The organism is Pseudomonas sp. BCA17 (genome assembly GCF_004519405.1).
Taxonomy (GTDB): Bacteria; Pseudomonadota; Gammaproteobacteria; order Pseudomonadales; family Pseudomonadaceae; genus Aquipseudomonas.
In genome coordinates this window covers 1-24,017 of the sequence record NZ_SGWI01000009.1, presented here as the reverse complement: position 1 = coordinate 24,017, position 24,017 = coordinate 1, and the positions used below count along the sequence as shown (strand labels likewise).

Here is a 24,017-nt window from a genome sequence, read left to right as displayed (position 1 = left end):
TCTATCCTTGATCGGCGCGTGAATGGCGTGTAGTTGTGAACGCAAGAACCACGCTCGGTGAAGGACTGTCGAACAAAGGTTAGAAATAGCTGAAATTAATTTCATTTTGGCAGCCAACATCAAACATTCACCTTTTCTTGTTCGCAAAAGATCAACAATAACGATTATGCTCACCAGCCAGACCGAGTCATACGCTCAGTCTTGTGTAGTTTTACTACTCGTATATACATTCGAAAGGCTGAAATGGCCGACGATTTGTAGTAAAACTACAGGACGCCGAAGCAACCTTCGGCCATCCAAGAATTTATGTCGTCTGCCCACAAGGCCAGTCGCAAACTCAGGCAACCGATTCTGGTAGCCTTTCCGCCCTGGAGCAAGCCATGCAAGACCTCGATCCCGTCGAAACCCAGGAATGGCTGGACGCCCTGGAATCGGTTCTCGACAAAGAAGGCGAAGACCGTGCTCACTACCTGATGACCCGTATGGGCGAACTCGCGACCCGCAGCGGCTCGCAACTGCCCTACGCCATCACCACGCCATACCGCAACACCATCCCCGTTACCCACGAAGCACGCATGCCTGGCGACCTGTTCATGGAACGCCGCATTCGCTCGCTGGTACGTTGGAACGCCATGGCGATGGTAATGCGCACGAACTTGAAAGATTCGGACCTGGGCGGTCACATCTCCAGCTTCGCTTCCAGCGCAACCCTGTATGACATCGGCTTCAACTACTTCTTCCAGGCCCCGACCGACGAACACGGCGGCGACCTGATCTACTTCCAGGGCCACACCTCCCCAGGCGTCTACGCCCGTGCGTTCATGGAAGGTCGCATCACCGAAGAACACATGAACAATTTCCGCCAGGAAGTGGACGGTAACGGCCTGTCGTCGTACCCGCACCCTTGGCTGATGCCTGATTTCTGGCAGTTCCCGACTGTGTCCATGGGCCTGGGCCCGATCCAGGCGATCTACCAGGCACGTTTCATGAAGTACCTGGAAGCCCGTGGCTTCATTCCTGAAGGCAAGCAGAAAGTCTGGTGCTTCCTGGGCGACGGCGAGTGTGACGAGCCGGAATCCCTGGGTGCCATCTCACTGGCCGGCCGCGAGAAGCTGGACAACCTGATCTTCGTCATCAACTGCAACCTGCAGCGCCTCGACGGCCCGGTTCGCGGCAACGGCAAGATCATCCAGGAACTCGAAGGCGTGTTCCGCGGTGCTCAGTGGAATGTGACCAAAGTCATCTGGGGCCGTTTCTGGGACCCACTGCTGGCCAAGGACGTCGACGGTATCCTGCAACGCCGCATGGACGAAGTCATCGACGGCGAGTACCAGAACTACAAAGCCAAAGACGGCGCGTTCGTGCGTGAACACTTCTTCAACACGCCTGAACTCAAGGCGATGGTTGCCGACCTGTCCGACGACGAGATCTGGAAACTCAACCGTGGCGGCCATGACCCGTACAAGGTCTACGCGGCGTACCACGAAGCGGTCAACCACAAGGAACAACCGACCGTCATCCTGGCCAAGACCATCAAGGGTTATGGCACCGGTGCCGGCGAAGCGAAGAACACCGCGCACAACACCAAGAAAGTCGATGTCGACAGCCTGAAGCTGTTCCGCGACCGCTTCGACATCCCGGTCAAGGACGAAGAGCTGGAAAACCTGCCGTTCTTCAAGCCGGAGCCGAACAGCGCCGAAGCCCGTTACCTGAGCGAACGCCGCGCCGCACTGGGTGGCTTCGTGCCACAGCGCCGCGCCAACAGCTTCAGCGTACCGACGCCGGACCTGAGCACCCTCAAGGCCATCCTCGACGGCTCGGGCGACCGTGAAATCTCCACCACCATGGCTTTCGTGCGTATCCTCGCGCAACTGGTCAAGGACAAGGACATCGGCCCGCGCATCGTCCCGATCATCCCGGACGAAGCCCGTACCTTCGGTATGGAAGGCATGTTCCGTCAGTTGGGCATCTACTCCTCCGTCGGCCAGCTCTACGAGCCAGTCGATAAAGACCAGGTGATGTTCTACAAGGAAGACAAGAAGGGCCAGATCCTCGAAGAAGGCATCAACGAAGCGGGCGCCATGAGCTCCTTCATCGCTGCCGGTACTTCGTACTCCAGCCACAACCAGCCGATGCTGCCGTTCTACATCTTCTACTCGATGTTCGGCTTCCAGCGCATTGGCGACCTGGCTTGGGCAGCCGGCGACAGCCGTACCCGTGGCTTCCTGATCGGCGGTACCGCCGGTCGGACCACGCTGAACGGCGAAGGCCTGCAACACGAAGACGGTCACAGCCATATCCTGGCTGCCACCATCCCGAACTGCCGCACCTTCGATCCAACCTACGGCTATGAGCTGGCGGTGATCATCCAGGACGGCATGAAGAAAATGACCGAAGAGCAGCAGGACGTTTTCTACTACATCACCGTGATGAACGAGTCCTACCAGCAGCCAGCCATGCCGGCCGGCGTGGAAGAAGGCATCATCAAGGGCATGTACCTGCTCGAAGAAGACACCAAGGAAGCAGCGCACCACGTACAACTGATGGGCTCCGGCACCATCCTGCGTGAAGTGCGTGAAGCGGCGAAGATCCTGCGTGAAGAGTTCAACGTCGGTGCCGACGTGTGGAGCGTCACCAGCTTCAACGAACTGCGTCGCGACGGCCTGGCCGTAGAGCGTCACAACCGCCTGCACCCTGGCCAGAAGCCACAGCGCACCTTCGTTGAAGAGTGCCTGACCGGCCGTAAAGGCCCGGTAATCGCTTCGACCGACTACATGAAACTGTTTGCTGAACAAATTCGCCAGTGGGTCCCGTCCAAGGAATTCAAAGTCCTGGGCACCGACGGTTTCGGCCGCAGTGACAGCCGCAAGAAGCTGCGTCACTTCTTCGAAGTCGACCGTCACTTCGTGGTGTTGGCAGCCCTGGAAGCCTTGGCTGACCGTGGTGAGATCGAACCCAAGGTGGTAGCGGACGCTATCGTCAAGTTCGGGATCAACCCGGAAAAACGCAACCCACTGGACTGCTGAGGAGATTTTTTGTGAGCGAACTCATTCGCGTACCTGACATCGGCAGCGGTGAAGGTGAAGTAATCGAGCTGTTTGTGAAGGTCGGCGACAAAGTTGAAGCCGACCAGAGCATCCTGACCCTGGAATCGGACAAGGCGAGCATGGAAATCCCTGCTCCCAAGGCCGGCGTGGTCAAGAGCCTGAAAGTGAAGCTGGGCGACCGCCTGAAAGAAGGCGACGAACTGCTGGAGCTGGAAATCGAAGGTGCCGCTGATGCGGCCCCTGCGGCAGCTCCTGCTGCCGCCGCTGCACCCGCACCTGCCGCTGAAAAGCCTGCCGCTGCCGAGGCTGCTCCAGCCCCGGCCGCTGCACCTGCCGCCGCTACTGTCCAGGACATTCACGTCCCGGACATCGGTTCGTCGGGCAAGGCCAAGATCATCGAGCTGCTGGTCAAGGTAGGCGACACCGTCGAAGCCGACCAGTCGCTGATCACCCTGGAGTCCGACAAGGCCTCCATGGAAATCCCATCGCCGGCTGCCGGCGTGGTGGAAAGCATCGCGGTCAAGCTGGAAGACGAAGTCGGCACCGGTGACTTCATCCTCAAGCTGAAAGTACAAGGCGCTGCGCCTGCCGCCGCGTCGGCACCGGCTGCCGCTCCGGCGGCCAAGGCTGAAGCCGCTCCGGCTGCTCCTGCTGCTGCACCGGCCGCAAAAGCCGAGGCCGCACCGGCCCCTGCTGCTGCCGCCCCCGCGCCAAGCGGTGCCAAGGTTCACGCAGGTCCTGCGGTGCGTCAACTGGCCCGCGAGTTCGGCGTCGAGCTGAGCGCAGTGGCTGCCAGCGGTCCTCACGGTCGCGTGCTGAAGGAAGACGTGCAGGCTTACGTCAAAGCCATGATGCAGAAAGCCAAGGAAGCGCCGGCTGCAGGCAACGCTACCGGTGGCTCGGGCATTCCGCCGATCCGCACCGTGGACTTCAGCCGCTTCGGCGAAGTCGAAGAAGTGCCGATGACCCGCCTGATGCAAATCGGCGCGGCAGGTCTGCACGCCAGCTGGCTGAACATCCCACACGTGACTCAGTTCGACCAGGCCGACATCACCGACCTGGAAGCTTTCCGCGTTGCGCAGAAAGCCGTGGCCGAAAAAGCCGGCGTGAAACTGACCGTGCTGCCGCTGCTGCTCAAGGCCTGTGCGCACCTGCTCAAGGAACTGCCGGACTTCAACAGTTCGCTGGCCCCGAGCGGCAAAGCGATCATCCGCAAGAAATACGTGCACATCGGCTTTGCCGTCGACACCCCGGATGGCCTGCTGGTACCGGTCATCAAGAACGTCGACCAGAAGAGCCTGCTGCAGCTTGCTGCCGAAGCCGCCGCGCTGGCCGCCAAGGCCCGCGACAAGAAGCTCACTCCAGACGACATGCAAGGTGCGTGCTTCACCATCTCCAGCCTCGGTCACATTGGCGGCACCGGCTTCACGCCAATCGTCAACGCGCCAGAAGTGGCGATCCTGGGTGTGTCCAAGGCCACTATCCAGCCTGTATGGGACGGTAAAGCGTTCCAACCGAAGCTGATGCTGCCACTGTCGTTGTCCTACGATCACCGTGTGATAAACGGCGCCGCGGCTGCACGCTTCACTCAGCGCCTGAGCCAGTTGCTGAACGACATCCGCACTATCCTGCTGTAAGCCTCAACGGGCCTCCCTTTCACCGGGGAGGCCTGGCTGCACCGATTTCCGAGCGCCACGCTCGTACCTCAACCCCGCCAATTGGCGGGGCTTTTTTTGGCGCTCGCCGCGCAGTCAGAATCGGCGTGCACGCCTTCTATCAGCCCGATTGCAGAAATCCCCCGTGCGGCCGATAACAGCCATATAGCACTTAGCCTTCATCCTCTCTTGTCAGTCCGTGCTGCATGATGCAACCTTGCCGCAGGCGACAGTAAAGAGGGCGTGAGCCCCGGCGCAGTGCGCATTTTCCCGAGCGAGTTTCCCCCATGAAAAGCCAACCCGATGTCGCCCGTATGGCGGCCGAGGTAGTGACGCAATTACCGGTGCCTTCGCGCCTCGGTATGCTGCGTTTCGAGCGGCTTAATGAGGCAAGCTGGGCCTTGCTTTACCTCGACCCCAATTGCGAACGCCAATTCGGCCTGTCGGCGGTTGAGTTATGCGCCCTGGTCGGCACACCCTACGCCAGCCTGATGGAACCTCAGGCGCGTTACCAGTTGCACGATGCGATCCAGCAGCAACTGAGCCAGAGCCCGCATTATCTGGTGCGCTATACCTTGCACACCCAGGACGGGCCGCTGAGCCTGTTGGAAATGGGCGAGGCCTACAGACAACACAATCGCCACTTGTTGCGCGGCTACCTCATGGTAGTCGACGGCCTGTTCAGTGAAATCCCCGCCCCTGCCCCGACTGCCGACCTGGAAAACCAGAACAGCCGCCTGCAGATCGCCCTGGAGCTCAACCAGCGTGCGCAACAGGAACAGTTGCAGCACCTGGAACGGGTACGCGCCCAGCAGGAGTTGATCCTGTTGCTGGCGCGCCAGCGCTATAGCACGCCTAACTCGCTGCAAGAAGCCGCCGAGCTGATCACGCGCAGCGCGTGCGATATCTACCAGATCGATTGCGCCAGTATCTGGCACCTCGAAGGCATGCGCCTGGTGCCAATTTCGGCGTACCACCGCGCCGACCAACAATACCACCTGCCCGAAGCGATCGACGCCAGCAGCTTCCCGGACTACCTGGAAGCCCTGCACAGCAGCCGTGCCATCGACGCGACCCATGCGATGCGCGATCCACGCACCCGGGAAATGGCCGAAAACCTGCGCGCCAAGAATATCCACGCAATGCTCGATGCAAGCATTCGGGTTGATGGCCAGGTTGTCGGCGTACTGTGCCTGGAACAAAGGGGCAGCTCGCGCGCCTGGCAATCCGATGAGATCGCCTTCGCTGGAGAGCTGGCGGACCAGTTCGCCCAGGTGATCAACAACCACAACCGTCGTGCCGCCACCAGCGCGCTGCATTTATTCCAGCGGGCGGTGGAGCAAAGTGCCAACGCCTTTCTGCTGGTCAATTGCGATGGTGTTGTGGAGTACGTCAACCCCAGCTTTACCGCGATTACCCAGTACAGCGCCGAAGAAGTCCACGGCCATCGCCTGGCGCAACTGCCGGCCCTGGAGAACCTCAGTGAGTTGCTGTTCGACGCACCGTCGAGCCTGGCCAAGAGCAACAGTTGGCAAGGTGAATTCAAGAGCCGCCGCAAGAACCTCGAGCCCTATTGGGGCCAGCTGTCGATTTCCAAGGTGTATGGCGACAACCGCGAACTGACCCACTACATCGGCATCTACGAAGACATCACCCAGACCAAGCTGGCCCAACAACGTATCGAGCGCCTGGCCTACACCGATAACCTGACGAACCTGGGCAACCGACCCGCGTTTATCCGTAACCTGGATGAGCGCTTCGCCCGGGACAGTGATAGCCCTATCAGCCTGCTGCTGGTGGACATCGACAACTTCAAGCGGATCAACGACAGCCTCGGCCACCAGACCGGTGACAAGCTGCTGATCAGCCTGGCCCGTCGCCTGCGCAACAGCCTGAGCACGAGCGGCATTCTGGCGCGCTTTGCCAGTAATGAGTTTGCGGTGCTGCTGGACGATGCCGACCTCGAGACGGGTCAACAGGTCGCCAGCCAGTTGCTGACGACCCTCGACAAGCCGATGTTCGTCGACAACCAGTTGATCAGCATCACCGGTTCTGTGGGGCTGGCCTGTGCGCCGCTGCATGGCCGCGACCCACAGACCCTGATGCGCAACGCCGGCCTGGCCCTGCACAAAGCCAAGGCCAACGGCAAACACCAGGTACAGGTGTTTACCGAAGCGCTAAACGCCGAAGCCAGCTACAAGCTGTTCGTGGAAAACAACCTGCGCCGCGCCCTGACTCAGAACGAGTTGGACGTGTTCTACCAGCCCAAACTGTGCCTGCGCAGCGGCCGCCTGCTGGGTATGGAAGCGCTGTTGCGGTGGAACCACCCGGAAAAGGGCATGATCCGCCCCGACCAATTCATCAGCGTGGCCGAAGAGACCGGGCTGATCATCCCCATCGGCAAATGGATCGCCCGCCAGGCCTGCCGGATGAGCAAGCAGTTGAGCGCCGCCGGCATGGGCAACCTGCAGGTGGCGATCAACCTGTCGCCCAAACAGTTTTCCGACCCGGACCTGGTGGCGTCCATTGCCACGATCCTCAAGGAAGAACAGCTGCCGCCGAACCTGCTGGAGCTGGAACTGACCGAGGGCCTCCTGCTGGAGGCCACCGAAGATACGCGCCTGCAACTGGACCAACTGAAGAGCTTCGGCCTGACCCTGGCCATGGACGACTTCGGCACCGGTTACTCGTCGCTGAGCTACTTGAAAAAATTCCCCATCGACATCATTAAGATTGATCGCAGCTTTATCCATGAAATCCCGGACAACCAGGACGACATGGAAATCACCTCGGCGGTAATCGCCATGGCCCACAACCTCAAGCTCAAGGTGGTGGCCGAAGGCATCGAGACTGCCGAACAACTGGCGTTCCTGCGCCGGCATCGCTGCGATGTGGGCCAGGGCTACCTGTTCGACCGGCCAATCCCCGGATCAGAGCTGATGAAGATGCTTAAACGCTACCCGCGCGGGCCAATCGCCTGACAGCGATGTAACACTCGGGCACACTGGCTGTCTGAATTCTTACCTAACTCAATCTGACTGAGAGGACTGATCATGGTCTTGCGCTCGGAAATTCTGGTGAACAAAAACGTGTTGCCCACTCAAGAACAAGCTTTGCCTGGCCGTGAAACCCCAATGGCGCTGCCGGAGACCCACTTCGTCAACGGCAACCCGCTGCTGGGCCCATTCCTCGACGACGTCGGGTTCGCGATTTTCGGCCTGGGTTGTTTCTGGGGCGCCGAGCGCAAGTTCTGGCAGCGCGATGGCGTGGTCAGCACCGTGGTCGGCTACGCCGGCGGCTACACGCCGAACCCGACCTATGAAGAAGTCTGCTCCGGCCTGACCGGCCACAGCGAAGTGGTATTGGTGGTGTATGACCAGGCCAAGGTGAAATATGAAGACTTGCTGAAGATGTTCTGGGAATTGCACAACCCAACCCAGGGTATGCGCCAGGGCAACGACATCGGCAGCCAGTACCGCTCGGTTATCTATGCGACCACGCCGGAGCAACTGGCGGCGGCAAAGGCCAGTGCCGAGGCTTATCAAGGTGAACTGACTAAGGCTGGCCTGGGTACGATTACCACCGAAATCGAGGAAGCACCGACGGTGTATTTCGCCGAGGCCTATCACCAGCAGTACCTGGCGAAGAATCCGCAGGGCTATTGCGGGATCGGCGGCACGGGCGTGGTGTGTCCGATCTGAGGATCGAAGCTGCAAGTTTTAAGCTACAAGCTGCAAGTGCCGAGTTCCGTCTTTACTTGTAGCTTGTAGCTTAAAACTGAAACCTACTCAGCAACTGAAGATCGAAGGCGCAACTTCAAAGCTGCAAGCTGCAAGTGCCACGTTCCGCTTTTACTTGCAGCTTGCAGCTTAAAACTGAAAGCTACTCACCAATCAACCAATCCATCTGCCACCCTCCCTGTGTCTGCCCGAGCTTCTTGGACAACCACGGCAGCAATTCACGCAATTCCTCTTCCAGGCCCCATGGCGGGTTCGCGATCGCCAGGCCCGAGCCGGTTAGGGTGTTGGGCGTGTCCAGCGGATGCACCAGCAACTCCACGCGCAGTAACTTCGGCGCGCCGGTGCCGGCCAGGTCTTGGTAGAAGCGGCGCAGCATGCGCTGGTCTTTCACCGGGTACCAGATAGCGGCGACGGTCTGGCGCATACGGCCCACCGCCTCCTTGAGGGATGCGGCACAACGTTGCATCTCATCGAGCTTTTCAAACGGCGGATCGATCAGCATCAAAGCGCGCTTTTCCGGTACCGGCAGCAAGGCTCGCGGCACATGCCAGCCTTCGCCCAGGTGCACTTTGACCCGGCGATCACCCTTCATGTTGTCCTTGAGCAACACGCCGTCTTCCGGGTGTTTCTCATTGAGCAGCACGCGGTCCTGGGGCCGCGTCAGGCGGCGTGCCAACTCCGGCGAACCCGGGTAGTAACGCAACTGGCCATCCGGGTTCATCTCGTGCAGCACGCGCATGTAATCGGCGGTCAGTGCCGGCAGGTCGCTTTCGCCCCACAGGCGGGCGATGCCTTCGAGGTATTCACCGGTGCGGTTGGCCTGGTCGCCCTGCAGGTCATACAGCCCGATACCGGCGTGGGTATCGAGGTAGGCGAACGGCTGCTCCTTGCGCGACATCAGGGCGATGAGGCGGGTCAAGGTCAGGTGTTTGAAGACATCGGCATGATTGCCGGCGTGAAAGGCGTGACGATAATTCATGGTTGCTCCTGCGCAGGGGGCGAAGTTTACCTTCTACGCGAATAAAGGTGCAGGGCTGCGTGTCGGGCGGTGCTTATGCCGGAAATACAGGCGGCGGGCGGAAAAAATCTAAATGCCATTGCCGGGGCGGATTTATTGTGGCGATCCATTCTCCAGGGAGGTCAATAACAATCATGAAAGACGCCACCATCGCGCTGCACCACGGCTTCAAGTCAGACCCGACCACCAAGGCTGTCGCCGTGCCGATCTATCAGAATGTCGCTTTCGAATTCGACAACGCCCAGCACGGTGCCGACCTCTTCAACCTCGACGTGCCCGGCAATATCTACACGCGCATCATGAACCCCACCAACGATGTACTGGAGCAACGGATCGCCGCCCTCGAAGGCGGTATCGCGGCGTTGGCGGTGTCCGCCGGCAGCGCAGCGATCCACTATGCAATCCAGACCCTGACCCGCGCCGGTGACAATATCGTCACCACTCCGCAGCTCTATGGCGGCACCTACACCCTGTTCGCCCACTTGCTGCCGAGCTTTGGTGTCGAGGTACGCTTTGCCCACGACGACAGCGCCGAAGCCATCGCCGAGTTGATCGACGCCAACACCAAGCTGGTCTACTGCGAAAGCATCGGCAACCCGGCGGGCAACATCGTCGACCTCGAAGCCCTTGCAGAGGTCGCCCACGCCCGTGGCGTTCCACTGATGGTGGATAACACTGTAGCCACACCGATCCTGTGCAAGCCGATCCGGTTCGGTGCCGACATCGTGGTGCATTCGGTGACCAAATATATCGGCGGCCATGGCAACTCCCTGGGCGGCGTGATCGTCGACAGCGGTACCTTCCCCTGGACCCAATACCCCGAAAAATTCCCCGGGCTCAACAACCCTGAGCCGGCCTATCACGGCGTGGTCTACACCGAAAAATTCGGGCCGGCCGCCTTCATCGCCCGTGCTCGCACCGTACCTCTGCGCAACACCGGCGCAGCGCTGGCGCCGATGAACGCGTTCCTGCTGCTGCAAGGCCTGGAAACCCTGGCCCTGCGCATGGAGCGCCACACTGAGAACGCTTTGAAGATCGCGCAGTTCCTGCAGAGCCATGCCGCTGTGGAATGGGTCAGCTATGCCGGGCTGCCGGACCACCCACATTACGCGCTGGCGCAGAAGTACCTGCAGGGCAAACCCTCGGCGATCCTCTCATTCGGCTTGAAGGGCGGCTTTGATGCCGGTGTGCGCTTCTACGACGCGCTGCAGATCTTCAAGCGCCTGGTGAATATCGGCGATGCCAAGTCCCTGGCCTGTCATCCGGCATCCACTACCCATCGGCAGATGAACGAACACGAGCAAGCCAAGGCGGGGGTAAAGCCCGAGATGATCCGTCTGTCAGTGGGTATCGAGGCGATTGAAGACCTGATCGACGATCTGCAGCAGGCATTGGGCTCAACTCAACTCTGAGGCAAGGTAGTCGGCCAGTGCTCCATGACTGATAGCCGGCCGGCGCGCAAAGCAGGCGACCTTGTGCCGCAAGGTCGCCGGCGTAAACGCGGTGTACAGGTCAGGACGCTGTTCTTCGAGCCATTGCAGCAGGTTGTCGATCAGGGTTTGCGGGGATTGCTCTGCCAAATGTTCCAATAGAGATGCAGGCACTCGCCACCAGGGGCCAACCTTGGCGACAGTGACCGGGCCAGTCGCAACCGTCAGCGGCTGGCCATTGATCAGATACCGCTGGAACACCGGCAACACCTTCGCCATGTCATCCCCCAGGCCCTGCACAATCGACAGAAATTGAGCGCCATCCCAAAAACGCAAAAAAGACACTTGACCGTCGGGCAGGTAGACCCTGGTCAGGCTTTGCAGATGTGCAATCACAACCTCCAGCGAGCGGGAGGACACCGCCAGCCACCCCCAATCCGTGGCGTCAGTGGTTGCGACCCAATCGAAAAAGGCACTGCTCGGTTCAACGATACTTGCATAGGGCATGACCTCCTCCCACTCGGCATAGGGCGTGCCTGCCCAGATCGACTGGGGCAGCATCCCGGCGGCCCTGGCTTGCCATGCGCCAAGGGGCCTGGCATCGCTGGCACCGCTCAAGACGGCGAAGACCTGTTCATCAGGCTGTAGCGGGTATTGGGTGATCCAGGCATTGGGAGCCAGCTGTTGCTTCATCAAGGTCAATTCCTAGCAGGTTGGACTCAGCCACTGTGTGGAGGAAGATCACACTGGCCGTGCTTGCAGCGCTCGCACTCTTCGCAAAACGGCGCGCTGCGTTTCAGGCTGGTCACCTGAGCGCGACTCAACGGAGCGGGAATTACCGCCAGCAACTTTTCCTTGATGCCTGGTACCAGCGGAGCAACGGCGGGAACCGGCGCACCGCCAAGCTGGATCGGCACACTGCTGAATATGCCGCCTGCTGAAACCGTGATCGACTGGCCACCGGCCTGGATCGTCACGCTTGCACCCGCATCGATCACGACACTCTGCCCAGCGCCGATCTGAATGGTCCGCCCGGCCCGCATATGCTGCGAACCACCGACCACCAGATGGTCATCCTGCTTGAGTTCAGTCAGGCGGTTGCCATGGGTAATGCGCTGTTCCTCGCCCTGCAACTCATGGTGCGACCCGCCGCCCACCCGAACCCGCCGGCTGTTGTCCACTTGCAGTTGCTGATCGTGCAATACGTGTTGGGTCCAGTCGCGTTGGGCACGCAGGTAGATCTCCTCGGCACCCTTTCGGTCTTCGATACGCAGTTCGTTGTAGCCACCCCCACCCGGACTGCTTTGGCTGCGCAAGATACTGCGGGTCTTGTCCGCGGGCAGTTCGAGGGGTACCGGTGTCGCCGCGTTGGGCAGGCACCCCATGACCACCGGCATATCCAGGTCGCCATTGACGAAGCCCACCAGCACTTCCATGCCCACACGCGGGATCAGCACCGAGCCATACCGATCATGCGCCCAGGCACTGACCACCCTCAGCCAGCAACTGGAATGATCGTTGTGTTCTCCCGTGCGATCCCAGGCCATTTGCACTTTTACCCGGCCGTATTCGTCGCAATGGACTTCACTGTCCTCGGGCCCGGTGACCACGGCATGTTGATAACCGGAAATACGCGGGCGCGGCGGCTCCGGCAGCGACGGCCGGAAAATCACCTCCCACGGTGCCGCCATGAATTCGTTGCGATAACCCTGGCGAAAATCCCCACCTGCAACCTCAACCACAGCTTCTTCAAGCACCTGGGGTTGCTTGCCTTCGTGAGTGATGCGCGTCACCAGCCAAAGGTCGTTCCAGTCATCACGCAAGTGCCCGCTCAGTTTGAGAAAACGGCCGCTGACCAACGCCGGCTCGTCACCTTCGCCATGGGCAACCTGATAATCGCTGCGATGGCGCTCCAACCTATGCTGTGCCAGATACTTGCCATGGGCACGGTCGGAAAAATGGCCGGGATAATCGTGTTCTTCCAGGCGCGGAAGCTGTTCGCCAGCAACCTCACTTTCCAACGTCAGACGCGGCTTACGGAAGTCGTAATCGCGCAGATTCACCGCCGTGGCGCGGGCTTCCAATCGTACGGTGAAGCGCCGGATCACCGGCGTATCCGCCACCATCCCGGAACCTGGCGTGTAAGGCGTGGAACGCTCGGCCTGGGCAAACACCGTCTGGTCATCACCGAACACAAGCAGGTGCCCTTCGGCCGAATGCTGGAAGTGATAATGAATGCCCTGCTCGGCACACAGCCGCTGAATGAACGCCAGGTCGGTCTCACCAAACTGCACGCAGTACTCGCGTTCAAGGTAGGTACTGTTGAGCTGGAACTTGAATCGATCGCTCTGGATTCCTTGCACGGCCAGCACTTGCGCAACGATCTGCGGCACCGTCATGTGCTGGAAAATGCGCTGGTGGCTGCTGTGTTTCAAATAAGCCAGGTGAGGAACGACACTGATCTGATAACGCGTAAGGCGCCTCCCGGAGTCGCCCTGTGCCACCCGGTAAACCAGACCGTGGATACCATGCCCCTGATCATCAAAACCGAGATAGGCCTGGCGATGCAGTAGGCTTTCCAGGTCGAGATCGGGCTGCTCGCTGACCAGTTCAAGGTTGAAACGGTAGGGCTGGCTGATGGTTTCAGTTCCCTTGAACTCCAACACCTTGAGCCCACTGGGCTCCCCGTCGATGGCGAGGGTAAAAGCACTTTGATTGGCAGGAGCGAACATCCGGTGTTTCTCTGCGAGGAATAGGCGGCCGATTCTGCACCACTGTTCCCTTCCGCTGAGCACGCCCCGGATAATTCAGTAAAGCCCTACATGCGTGAGCAAGAATCTTCTTCGGCCCGGCGAAAATCACACACAAAAAAAGGCCCGCAATCCGTAGGAAGCGGGCCTGTTTTTTCAACTCAGCGGACGTTCAACACCCGAAGAATTACTTGTTGAGGTTGTAATCTTTTTCCGCCGCATCAAAACGCTCGACCATACCCGCCGTCGGTGCGCCCAGCTTGCTCACGAAGTAGATCGCAAGGCTGGCGAAGATGAAGCCCGGAATGATTTCGTACAGGCCCAGCAGGCTGAAGTGTTTCCACACGATGACGGTGATCGCACCCACCAGGATACCGGCCAGCGCGCCGTTACGGGTCATGCCTTTCCAGATCACCGAGATCAGTACCACAGGGCCGAATGCCGCGCCGAAACCGGCCCAGGCGTAGCTCACCAGGCCCAGCACACGGTTGTCCGGGTTGGCCGCCATGGCGATGGCGATCAGGGCCACCAGCAGCACCATGGCACGGCCGACCCATACCAACTCCAGCTGGGAAGCATTTTTACGCAGGAAGGTTTTGTAGAAGTCTTCGGTCAGGGCGCTGGAGCACACCAGCAATTGGCAGCTCAGGGTGCTCATCACCGCCGCCAGGATAGCCGACAGCAATACACCGGCAATCCATGGGTTGAACAGCAGCTTGGCCAGTTCGATAAACACACGCTCGTGGTTTTCGGTAACGGGACCTGCAACCTCCGGATGCGCCGAGAAGTACGCGATACCGAAGAAGCCCACTGCTACGGTGCCACCCAGGCACAGGATCATCCAGGTCATGGAGATGCGGCGCGCCTTGGCGATCGACTTCACCGAATCAGCCGCCATGAAACGCGCGAGGATATGCGGTTGGCCGAAGTAGCCCAGCCCCCAACCCATCAGCGAAATGATGCCAATGAAGGTGGTGTTTTTCAGCATATTGAAGTTGTCGGGATTCTTGGCCTCGATGGCCAGGAAAGTGGTGTCGACGCCGCCGGTGGCCAGCAGCACGATGATCGGCGTCAGGATCAGCGCGAAAATCATCAGTGTGGCTTGTACGGTGTCGGTCCAGCTGACTGCCAGAAACCCACCGACAAAAGTGTAGGCAATGGTCGCCGCGGCACCGGCCCACAGCGCGGTCTCGTAGGACATGCCAAAGGTGCTTTCGAACAGGCGGGCACCGGCCACAATGCCGGACGCACAGTAGATGGTGAAGAACACCAGGATCACCACGGCGGAGATGATCCGCAGCAAGCCGCTTTTATCTTCGAAACGGCTGGAAAAATAATCCGGCAGAGTCAGGGCGTCGCCGTTGTGCTCGGTTTGTACGCGCAGGCGACCGGCCACGAACAGCCAGTTGAGGTAAGCGCCGACGATCAGGCCGATGGCGATCCAGCTTTCCGACAGGCCCGACATGTAGATCGCGCCCGGCAAGCCCATCAACAACCAGCCGCTCATATCGGAAGCACCGGCCGACAGAGCCGTCACCACGCTGCCGAGGCTGCGACCGCCAAGGATGTAATCGGAAAGGTTGTTGGTGGAGCGATAGGCCATGAAGCCGATCAGCACCATTGCTGCGATGTAGATCACGAATGTGATCAGGGTTGGATTGCTAACGCTCATAAGAGTGACGCCCTGGCTTTGTTTTTATGTAGCGACGGCCTGTCAGACGGCCACCCATTGCTGAACGGGTAGACGAAACGGTGTGCCGCGCATTTATGACTGGCGTTTCCCCAGGAAAGCCGCCAGCCGATGAACCGACCCCGATGAGGTGGTTGCACCTTGGCCGCGAATGCTATTCAACAAAGCAAATAAGGTGCAACCAGTTTCCTGAGAATAAGTTGCACCCGGAAGTGTTTTACAGAAAACACCGCGTTTTTGCTCCTTTTCGGAGCAAGAACAGCCGAAGCCAGAAGTAAATGCACCAAGAAAAAGCAGATTCCGCTGAGGGCCGATTTTTTTCGCGAACACCGTCGAAAAATTCCTGAACAAAAGGGTTGCACCCGGTTGCACCTCTTCATGGGCAAAGCTAATCTTGCCGCCTGCAGATGCCACTCGGTAGTGGCACCCATGAGGATAAAAAGATGGCAACGACCACCCTTGGGGTCAAACTCGACGACCCGACACGCGAACGCCTGAAGGCTGCCGCAACCTCCATTGATCGCACGCCGCACTGGCTGATCAAGCAGGCGATTTTCAATTACCTGGAGAAACTGGAGGGTGGTGCAACCCTGACCGAGCTTAATGGCTTGGCCGGCAAGGACGCTGAAGACGCGGGCGAGGTCCAGGCTGACCATGCCCACCAGTGCTTCCTGGAGTTCGCCGAAAGCATCTTGCCGCAGTCGGTATTGCGCGCCTCCATCACCGCCGCTTACCGTCGCCCGGAGCCGGAAGTGGTGCCGATGCTGATCGAGCAGGCCCGCCTGCCGGCCCCGATGGCCGAAGCCACCAACAAGCTGGCCGCCTCGATTGCCGAGAAGCTGCGCAATCAGAAGAGCGCCGGCGGCCGTGCCGGCATTGTTCAAGGCCTGCTGCAAGAATTCTCCCTTTCGTCCCAGGAAGGCGTGGCGCTGATGTGCCTGGCCGAAGCCCTGTTGCGCATTCCGGACAAGGGCACTCGCGATGCCCTGATCCGCGACAAGATCAGCACCGGCAACTGGCAGCCGCACCTGGGCAACAGCCCATCGCTGTTCGTCAACGCCGCCACCTGGGGCCTGCTGCTGACCGGTAAACTGGTCGCCACCCACAACGAAGCCGGCCTGACTTCGTCCCTGAGCCGCATCATCGGCAAAAGCGGCGAACCGATGATCCGCAAGGGCGTCGACATGGCCATGCGCCTGATGGGCGAGCAGTTCGTCACCGGCGAGACCATCGCTGAAGCGCTGGCCAATGCGAGCAAGTTCGAAGCCAAGGGCTTCCGCTATTCCTACGACATGCTTGGTGAAGCCGCACTTACCGAACACGACGCCCAGAAGTACCTGGCCTCGTACGAACAAGCCATTCACTCCATCGGCAAGGCGTCTCACGGCCGTGGGATTTATGAAGGTCCAGGCATCTCCATCAAGCTTTCGGCCTTGCACCCACGTTACAGCCGTGCCCAGTACGAACGCGTGATGGACGAGCTGTACCCGCGCCTGCTGTCCCTGACCCTGCTGGCCAAGCAATACGACATCGGCCTGAATATCGACGCCGAAGAAGCCGACCGCCTGGAGCTGTCGCTGGACCTGCTGGAACGCCTGTGCTTCGAGCCACAATTGACCGGCTGGAACGGCATCGGGTTCGTGATCCAGGCCTACCAGAAGCGTTGCCCGTATGTGATCGACTACGTCATCGACCTGGCGCGCCGCAGCCGCCATCGCCTGATGATCCGCCTGGTGAAAGGCGCGTACTGGGACAGCGAGATCAAGCGCGCCCAAGTCGAAGGCCTGGAAGGCTACCCGGTGTACACCCGCAAGGTTTACACCGACGTGTCCTACATTGCCTGTGCACGCAAACTGCTGTCGGTGCCGGAAGCCATCTACCCGCAGTTCGCCACGCACAATGCTCATACGCTGTCGGCCATTTACCATATAGCCGGTCAGAACTATTACCCCGGTCAGTACGAGTTCCAATGCCTGCACGGCATGGGTGAGCCGCTGTACGAGCAGGTTGTAGGCAAGGTTGCCGATGGCAAACTGAACCGTCCGTGCCGCGTGTACGCACCGGTCGGCACCCACGAAACACTGCTGGCTTACCTGGTACGTCGCCTGCTGGAAAACGGCGCCAACACCTCCTTCGTCAACCGCATTGCCGACCAGTCCATCTCGATTCAGGAACTGGTGGCTGATCCGGTGGCCAGTATCGAACAAATGGCCACGCTGGAAGGTGGTTTCGGCCTGCCGCACCCGCGCATTCCATTGCCACGTGACCTGTATGGCCGCGACCGCGCCAACTCCGCCGGTATTGACTTGGCCAACGAACATCGCCTGGCGTCGCTGTCCTGCGCCCTGCTGGCCACGGCCCACAACGACTGGAAAGCGGCGCCGATGCTCGGCTGCGCGCCCAGCGAGCAAGCGACGACGCCAGTGCTGAACCCGTCCGACCTGCGCGACGTGGTCGGCCAGGTACAGGACGCCACCGTCGCAGACGTGGACAACGCCATCCAGTGCGCCATCAGCGCCGGTCCGATCTGGCAGGCCACCCCGCCCGCCGAACGTGCCGCTATCCTGGAGCGTGCCGCCGACCTGATGGAAGGCGAGATCCAGCCACTGATGGGCCTGCTGGCCCGCGAAGCCGGCAAAACGTTCGCCAACGCCATCGCCGAAGTACGTGAAGCCGTGGATTTCCTGCGCTACTACGCAGTGCAGGCACGCAACGATTTCACCAACGACGCCCACCGCCCTCTGGGCCCGGTGGTGTGTATCAGCCCGTGGAACTTCCCATTGGCCATCTTCAGTGGCCAGGTTGCTGCTGCGCTGGCGGCCGGTAACCCGGTACTGGCCAAGCCTGCCGAGCAAACCCCGCTGGTGGCGGCACAAGCCGTACGCATTCTGCTGGAAGCCGGCATTCCGGAAGGTGTGCTGCAACTGCTGCCGGGCCAGGGCGAAACCGTGGGTGCCCGCCTGGTGGGTGATGATCGCGTCAAAGGCGTGATGTTCACCGGCTCCACCGAAGTGGCGCGCCTGCTGCAGCGCAATGTCGCCGGCCGCCTGGACGCCCAGGGCCGCCCGATTCCGCTGATCGCCGAAACCGGTGGCCAGAACGCGATGATCGTCGACTCCTCGGCACTGACCGAACAAGTGGTCATCGACGTGGTGTCCTCGGCCTTCGACAGCGCCGGTCAACGCTGCTCGGCCCTGCGCGTACTGTGCCTGCAGGAAGATTCGGCAGACCGCGTCATCGAAATGCTCAAAGGTGCCATGGCGGAATGTCGCCTGGGCAACCCGGAGCGCCTGTCGGTGGACATTGGCCCGGTGATCGACGCCGAAGCCAAGGCCGGCATCGAGAAACACATCCAGTCCATGCGTGACAAAGGCCGCAACGTATACCAAGTGGCCATCGCCGACGGCGAAGAGATCAAGCGCGGCACCTTCGTGATGCCGACCCTGATCGAGCTGGAAAGCTTCGACGAACTGCAACGCGAGATCTTCGGCCCGGTGCTGCATGTGGTGCGCTACAAGCGCAAGGAAATCGACCAGCTCATCGGCCAGATCAACGCTTCGGGCTACGGCCTGACCCTGGGCGTGCACACCCGTATCGACGAGACCATCGCCAAGGTGATCGACAACGTCAATGCCGGTAACGTCTACGTAAACCGCAACATCGTCGGCGCCGTGGTCGGCGTGCAACCGTTCGGCGGCGAAGGCCTGTCAGGCACCGGCCCGAAAGCCGGTGGCCCGCTGTACCTGTACCGCCTGCTGTCGACTCGCCCTACCGATGCCATCGAGCAATCCTTCGTGCGTGGCGATGCATTGGCTGCGCCGGACGTGCGCCTGCGCGATGCCTTGAGCCAACCGCTGACCGCCCTGAAAACCTGGGCCGACAGCAATAAGTTCAGCGAACTGAGCGCCCTGTGCACGCAATTCGCCGCGCAGTCCCAAAGCGGTATCACCCGCCAACTGGCCGGTCCGACCGGCGAGCGCAACAGCTACGCCATCCTGCCTCGCGAGCATGTGTTGTCGCTGGCGGAAGTAGAAGGCGACCTGCTCACTCAACTGGCGGCTGTACTGGCGGTAGGCGGTTCGGCGGTATGGCCGGAAACTGACCTGACCAAGGCCTTGTTCCCACGCCTGCCAAGGGAGATCCAGGCCAAGATCAAGCGCGTAGCGGACTGGACCAAGGACGAGGTGGTATTCGACGCGGTTCTGCACCACGGCGATTCCGATCAACTGCGCGCGGTGTGCCAGCAAGTGGCCCAGCGTGGCGGGGCGATTGTCGGGGTTCAGGGCTTGTCCCAGGGCGAAACCGCGATAGCCCTGGAGCGTCTGGTGATCGAACGCGCGTTGAGCGTTAACACCGCTGCGGCGGGCGGTAACGCCAGCCTGATGACTATCGGGTAACAGCAGGCGCAAGCTGCGAGCCTCAAGCTGCAAGTAAGAGCGGTGTGCTTTCACTTGCAGCTTGCAGCTTGCAACTTGTGTCGCCCCATCACCCCTATCTATCTTCCTTCCCCATTTTTATTAGCGACCCTAGACTGCGGCATACTTTTCAAAGGTAAGCCGCCATGTCCGAGTCGCTGCTCAGTTCCCGCAACCTGGCTTTCGAGCTGTATGAAGTCCTCGATGCCGAGGGCCTGACCCAGCGCGAGCGATTTGCCGAACATAACCGCGAGACGTTCGACGCTGCGATCAGCACCGCGCGGAACATCGCTGAAAAGTACTTTGCCCCCCACAACCGCAAGAACGACGAAAACGAGCCGCGTTATGAAGACGGCGCGGCGATTCTGATTCCGGAAGTGAAGCCCGCCGTGGATGCCTTCCTCGAAGCCGGCTTTCTCAACGCCGCCCGCAGTTTCGACGCCGGAGGCATGCAATTGCCCACCCTGCTGTCCCAGGCGTGTTTCGCGCACTTCCAGGCGGCCAACGCGGCATCGACGTCCTACCCGTTCCTGACCATGGGCGCCGCCAACCTGATCGAAAGCTTCGGCACCGAGGAACAGAAACAGCGCTTTCTGCAACCGATGATCGACGGCCGGTTCTTCGGCACTATGGCCCTCACCGAGCCCCACGCAGGCTCGTCACTGTCGGATATTCGTACACGTGCAGAACCGGCAGCCGACGGTACTTATCGACTCAAGGGCAATAAGATCTTCATCTCCGGCGGCGACCACCCGCTGTCGGAAAACATCGTGCACATGGTGCTGGCCAAGCTGCCGGATGCGCCGCCGGGGGTGAAGGGCATTTCGCTGTTCATCGTGCCCAAGTTCCTGGTCAACGACGATGGCAGCCTGGGCGCGCGCAACGATGTGCTGCTGGCCGGGTTGTTTCACAAGATGGGCTGGCGCGGCACCACCTCCACTGCGCTTAACTTCGGCGATAACGGCAATTGTGTTGGCTATCTGGTGGGCAAACCGCACCAGGGCCTGAGCTGCATGTTTCAGATGATGAATGAGGCACGCATCGGCGTCGGCATGGGCGCCGTGATGCTCGGGTATGCCGGTTACCTTTATTCACTGGACTATGCGCGCGAGCGTCCGCAAGGTCGCTTGCCCGACAGCAAAGACCCCACGACTGCCCCCGTATCGATCATCCAGCACGCCGACATCAAGCGCATGCTGCTGACCCAGAAGTCCTACGTGGAAGGCGCCTTCGACCTCGGCCTCTACGCCGCACGCGTGTTCGACGACACCACCACACTGGAGACCGAAACCGAGCGCAAACAAGCCCACGAACTGCTGGACTTGCTCACGCCCATCGTCAAATCCTGGCCGTCGGAGTTTTGCCTGAAGGCCAATGAACTGGCGATCCAGATTCTGGGTGGCCACGGCTACACCCGTGAATACCCGGTTGAGCAGTATTACCGCGACAACCGTCTGAACCCGATCCACGAAGGGACTCACGGCATTCAGTCCCTGGACTTGCTCGGGCGCAAATTGGCGCAGAACGGCGGTGCAGGTCTCAAGCAGTTGATCCGGCTGATCGCCGAGACGGGCGCACGGGCGCAGGAATACCCCTCCCTGACCGCATTGCGTGAGCCACTGGAACAACTGGTCAACCGCTTGCAAAGCGTGACGATCGGCCTGCTGACGGATCTGGCCCAAGGCAAGGTCAACAGCAGCCTGGCGAACTCGGCGCTGTACTTGAAAGTGTTCGGGCATACGGTGATCGGCTGGCGCTGGCTGGAGCAGGCAATACGTGCGCAGGAAGGACTGGCCAAGGGGAATGCGGCCGATGTCGCCTTCTATAAAGGCAAGCTCCAGGCCGCCCGGTACTTCCTGACCTGGGAAGTGCCGAGCTGCCATCATGAACTGGCGATTCTGGAGGCACGCGACGATACGTGCCTGGGGATGCAGGATGATTGGTTCTAAGGCTGGATTGCCTTGGAAATCACTTCGACCGTGGCGCTGACTTGCTCTTGGTAACGGTCGAGCTCCTGCTGGTGACGCTGTTGCATTTCGATCTGATCGGCGCACAGGTTCAGCGCAGCCAGCACCAGTAATTTGTCACCGATCAGGGTCGGGTACTTTTTCTTGGTGGTGGCCAAGGATGCCTTGAGCAGGGTCAAGGCGTGCATCAGGGTTTGATCTTCCCCGGCCGGAGCCTTGATCGAGTAATCCTCTCCGAGAATCGAAACGACCTTTATCCCTTCACTCATGCGCCGACAGGCCCTGCGCTCACACGCTCAACCAACGCCTGGATGCGAGCCGCGGTGGCACCGTGCTTTTCTTCCTGCTCCATCAGGCTCAGTTGCAGGCTGTCGTTTTCGTCCTTGGCGCGGGCCAGTTCCGCCTTGAGGGATTCGTTGCTGCCCAGCAGATCCTGGTTCTGCTGTACCAGGTCGCTGACCAGTTGTTCCAATTGGCTGAGAGATGCTTCTAACATTTTGATTTCTCGGGCTTTTTCAAAGGGCGGTGACGATAAAGAAAATTCACCTCGGATGCCAGGCTTATCCCTGGCGCACAGCCCGTTTTTTAGGGGGCGGGCCGCACTTTCGAGCCTTAGTGACTGCAATTCCCCCATCTGGTTCCTGAATCCGTTCAACCCCTCGTCCGATGCGACAAAAGCGCGCACGCCCTTAAGACTTTAGTCGCATGGCCGATAGCGAATACATACCCCGTCTCACGGCCGCATGGATCGCGCTTCCCCCAGGATTCCCGCATGTCTCTTCGTAATATGAATATCGCTCCGAGGGCTTTTCTCGGCTTCGCGTTTATTGGCGCGCTGATGTTGCTTCTCGGTGTGTTCGCCTTGAATCAGATGAGCAAGATCCGTGCAGCCACCGAAGCCATTACCCTGAGCAGCGTGCCCAGCATCCGCGCACTGGACGAGTTCACCCAGCTGACCCTGCGCCTGCGAGTGCTGTCGTACCGCCTGCTGACCAACCGCGAGCCGGACGTGCAACAAAAGACCCTGGATGCCTTCGAAGTGCGCAACCAGCAGATCCGCGCAGCCCAGGCCATCTACGAAAAACTGATCAGCAGCACTGAAGAACGTAATGCCTACGACGAGTACGTTCGCCTGCTGGGCCAGTACCACCAGATTGAAGAGCGCATGAAGAGCCTGTCTCGCGCCAATCAAATCGAAGCGTTGCGCGACCTGCTGAACACGGAATTGCTGAACAACTCCGAGCAGGTCAATGCCGTGTTGACCCGCCTGCTGGACATCAATAACAACGACGCCAATGCCGCCAACCAGCAAGCCAAGGACCAATACGACATGGCCTTTGACCTGGTAGTGGGCCTGCTGGTCATCGCCACCGGGCTGACATTGCTCTTCGCCTGGTTGCTGACCCGCAGCATCACCGTGCCGATTTCCCAGGCTCTGGAAGCGGCTGAAGAAGTGGCTGAAGGTAACCTGACGCGCCCTATCAAGGTCGACGGCCACGACGAAGCCGGCCGCCTGCTGGCCGCCATGGCCAAGATGCAGGACAAGTTGCGCGACACCCTGCAACGCATTGCCGGTTCCGCCACCCAACTGGCGTCCGCTGCCGAAGAGCTGAACGCCGTCACCGACGAGAGCGCTCGCGGCCTGACCCAGCAGAACAACGAAATCGAACAAGCCGCCACCGCCGTCAACGAGATGACCAGCGCCGTCGAAGAAGTCGCACGCAACGCGGTCAGCACCTCCGAAGCCTCGCGCGCCGCCACCACGTCGGCCGGCGACGGCCGTGATCTGGTGCAGGAAACCGTCAGTGCCATCGAACGCATGAGCGGCGACGTGCAAGCCACCGCCACACTGATTGGTGAGTTGGCCAACGAATCGCGTGACATCGGCAAGGTGCTGGACGTGATCCGCGGCCTGGCCGACCAGACCAACCTGCTGGCCTTGAACGCGGCGATTGAAGCGGCGCGTGCCGGTGAAGCCGGTCGTGGCTTCGCCGTAGTCGCCGACGAAGTGCGGGCGCTGGCCCATCGCACCCAGCAATCGACCAGTGAGATCGAACGCATGATCGGCAGCATTCAGACCGGTACCGAACATGCCGTGGACTCGATGCGCAACAGTACCGAACGCGCCGAATCCACATTGAATATCGCCAAGGGTGCAGGAATGTCCCTGGACACCATCAACACGGCGATCATCGAGATCAACGAGCGCAACCTGGTGATCGCCAGCGCAGCGGAAGAACAGGCCCAGGTGGCACGTGAAGTGGACCGTAACCTGGTGAATATTCGTGATCTGTCGGTGCAGTCG

Annotated in this window: 15 protein-coding genes and 1 pseudogene; 9 read left to right on the top strand and 7 right to left on the bottom strand. The window is 60.3% G+C overall.

Annotated features, from left to right (window positions below; all coding sequences use genetic code 11):
• Window positions 1–380 precede the first annotated feature (380 nt).
• The 4 genes from aceE (at window position 381) to msrA (ending at window position 8,403) form a co-directional block, all read left to right on the top strand.
• Window positions 381–3,026 (top strand): pyruvate dehydrogenase (acetyl-transferring), homodimeric type, encoded by a 2,646-nt coding sequence (aceE, locus tag EXW71_RS26205; protein ID WP_134661040.1) that lies wholly within the window; start codon window positions 381–383, stop codon window positions 3,024–3,026.
• A gap of 11 nt (window positions 3,027–3,037) precedes the next feature.
• Window positions 3,038–4,684, top strand: coding sequence for a dihydrolipoyllysine-residue acetyltransferase (aceF, locus tag EXW71_RS26200; protein ID WP_134661041.1), 1,647 nt, complete (start codon window positions 3,038–3,040; stop codon window positions 4,682–4,684).
• A 305-nt stretch (window positions 4,685–4,989) separates the two neighbouring features.
• Window positions 4,990–7,683, top strand: coding sequence for a bifunctional diguanylate cyclase/phosphodiesterase (locus tag EXW71_RS26195; protein WP_134661042.1), 2,694 nt, complete (start codon window positions 4,990–4,992; stop codon window positions 7,681–7,683).
• 72 nt (window positions 7,684–7,755) lie between these two features.
• Entirely contained in the window at window positions 7,756–8,403 is a 648-nt protein-coding gene (msrA, locus tag EXW71_RS26190; RefSeq protein WP_123716164.1) for a peptide-methionine (S)-S-oxide reductase MsrA, read from the top strand.
• A gap of 181 nt (window positions 8,404–8,584) precedes the next feature.
• Here msrA and EXW71_RS26185 read toward each other — a convergent pair whose 3' ends face one another.
• Entirely contained in the window at window positions 8,585–9,421 is an 837-nt protein-coding gene (locus EXW71_RS26185; protein ID WP_123716165.1) for a 23S rRNA (adenine(2030)-N(6))-methyltransferase RlmJ, read from the bottom strand.
• A 173-nt stretch (window positions 9,422–9,594) separates the two neighbouring features.
• Here EXW71_RS26185 and EXW71_RS26180 point away from each other — a divergent pair, with 173 nt between their 5' ends.
• Window positions 9,595–10,872, top strand: a complete 1,278-nt coding sequence (locus tag EXW71_RS26180) for an O-acetylhomoserine aminocarboxypropyltransferase/cysteine synthase family protein (RefSeq protein WP_134661043.1) — start codon at window positions 9,595–9,597, stop codon at window positions 10,870–10,872.
• Here EXW71_RS26180 and EXW71_RS26175 read toward each other — a convergent pair.
• The 4 genes from EXW71_RS26175 to EXW71_RS26160 form a co-directional block, all read right to left on the bottom strand.
• Window positions 10,858–11,583 (bottom strand): DUF4123 domain-containing protein, encoded by a 726-nt coding sequence (locus EXW71_RS26175; protein ID WP_134661044.1) that lies wholly within the window; start codon window positions 11,581–11,583, stop codon window positions 10,858–10,860. The two genes, EXW71_RS26180 and EXW71_RS26175, sit on opposite strands and share 15 nt — an antisense overlap.
• 26 nt (window positions 11,584–11,609) lie before the next feature.
• The gene (locus EXW71_RS26170; RefSeq protein ID WP_134661045.1) at window positions 11,610–13,622 is read right to left on the bottom strand and encodes a type VI secretion system tip protein VgrG; all 2,013 of its coding nucleotides are present in this window, start codon (window positions 13,620–13,622) and stop codon (window positions 11,610–11,612) included.
• A 205-nt stretch (window positions 13,623–13,827) separates the two neighbouring features.
• Window positions 13,828–15,312: a sodium/proline symporter PutP gene (gene putP / locus EXW71_RS26165; protein WP_134661046.1), complete on the bottom strand. Its 1,485-nt coding sequence runs from the start codon at window positions 15,310–15,312 to the stop codon at window positions 13,828–13,830.
• 93 nt (window positions 15,313–15,405) lie between these two features.
• Window positions 15,406–15,744: a hypothetical protein gene (locus EXW71_RS26160; RefSeq protein ID WP_167659667.1), complete on the bottom strand. Its 339-nt coding sequence runs from the start codon at window positions 15,742–15,744 to the stop codon at window positions 15,406–15,408.
• A gap of 29 nt (window positions 15,745–15,773) precedes the next feature.
• On the opposite strand from EXW71_RS26160, the gene putA reads away from it, so the two are divergent.
• Both putA and EXW71_RS26150 read left to right on the top strand, forming a co-directional pair.
• Window positions 15,774–19,727 (top strand): trifunctional transcriptional regulator/proline dehydrogenase/L-glutamate gamma-semialdehyde dehydrogenase, encoded by a 3,954-nt coding sequence (putA, locus tag EXW71_RS26155; protein ID WP_134661048.1) that lies wholly within the window; start codon window positions 15,774–15,776, stop codon window positions 19,725–19,727.
• Between the two features lie 164 nt (window positions 19,728–19,891).
• Window positions 19,892–21,694, top strand: coding sequence for an acyl-CoA dehydrogenase (locus EXW71_RS26150; protein ID WP_134661049.1), 1,803 nt, complete (start codon window positions 19,892–19,894; stop codon window positions 21,692–21,694).
• Here EXW71_RS26150 and EXW71_RS26145 read toward each other — a convergent pair.
• On the bottom strand, window positions 21,691–21,981 hold the full coding sequence (locus EXW71_RS26145; RefSeq protein ID WP_134661050.1) for a cell division protein ZapA: 291 nt from the start codon (window positions 21,979–21,981) through the stop codon (window positions 21,691–21,693). The genes EXW71_RS26150 and EXW71_RS26145 overlap by 4 nt on opposite strands.
• Window positions 21,978–22,208, bottom strand: a complete 231-nt coding sequence (locus EXW71_RS26140) for a hypothetical protein (protein WP_123716174.1) — start codon at window positions 22,206–22,208, stop codon at window positions 21,978–21,980. The genes EXW71_RS26145 and EXW71_RS26140 overlap by 4 nt, the downstream gene beginning before the upstream one ends.
• Before the next feature lie 276 nt (window positions 22,209–22,484).
• Between EXW71_RS26140 and EXW71_RS29505 the strand changes: the two are divergent.
• Both EXW71_RS29505 and EXW71_RS29500 read left to right on the top strand, forming a co-directional pair.
• A pseudogene (locus tag EXW71_RS29505) lies at window positions 22,485–23,207 on the top strand (MCP four helix bundle domain-containing protein); the annotation flags it as partial.
• Between the two features lie 30 nt (window positions 23,208–23,237).
• Window positions 23,238–24,017, top strand: a 780-nt coding sequence (locus EXW71_RS29500; RefSeq protein ID WP_372241346.1) for a methyl-accepting chemotaxis protein, incomplete at its 3' end; no start/stop codon positions are given.

Excerpts from the sequence above, each read along its gene's own strand:
- aceE (WP_134661040.1), top strand. The coding sequence starts at position 381 with ATGCAAGACCTCGATCCCGTCGAAACCCAGGAATGGCTGGACGCCCTG.
- EXW71_RS26195 (WP_134661042.1), top strand. The coding sequence starts at position 4,990 with ATGAAAAGCCAACCCGATGTCGCCCGTATGGCGGCCGAGGTAGTGACG.
- msrA (WP_123716164.1), top strand. The coding sequence starts at position 7,756 with ATGGTCTTGCGCTCGGAAATTCTGGTGAACAAAAACGTGTTGCCCACT.
- EXW71_RS26185 (WP_123716165.1), bottom strand. The coding sequence starts at position 9,421 with ATGAATTATCGTCACGCCTTTCACGCCGGCAATCATGCCGATGTCTTC.
- EXW71_RS26180 (WP_134661043.1), top strand. The coding sequence starts at position 9,595 with ATGAAAGACGCCACCATCGCGCTGCACCACGGCTTCAAGTCAGACCCG.
- EXW71_RS26175 (WP_134661044.1), bottom strand. The coding sequence starts at position 11,583 with ATGAAGCAACAGCTGGCTCCCAATGCCTGGATCACCCAATACCCGCTA.
- EXW71_RS26170 (WP_134661045.1), bottom strand. The coding sequence starts at position 13,622 with ATGTTCGCTCCTGCCAATCAAAGTGCTTTTACCCTCGCCATCGACGGG.
- putP (WP_134661046.1), bottom strand. The coding sequence starts at position 15,312 with ATGAGCGTTAGCAATCCAACCCTGATCACATTCGTGATCTACATCGCA.
- putA (WP_134661048.1), top strand. The coding sequence starts at position 15,774 with ATGGCAACGACCACCCTTGGGGTCAAACTCGACGACCCGACACGCGAA.
- EXW71_RS26150 (WP_134661049.1), top strand. The coding sequence starts at position 19,892 with ATGTCCGAGTCGCTGCTCAGTTCCCGCAACCTGGCTTTCGAGCTGTAT.
- EXW71_RS26145 (WP_134661050.1), bottom strand. The coding sequence starts at position 21,981 with ATGAGTGAAGGGATAAAGGTCGTTTCGATTCTCGGAGAGGATTACTCG.
- EXW71_RS26140 (WP_123716174.1), bottom strand. The coding sequence starts at position 22,208 with ATGTTAGAAGCATCTCTCAGCCAATTGGAACAACTGGTCAGCGACCTG.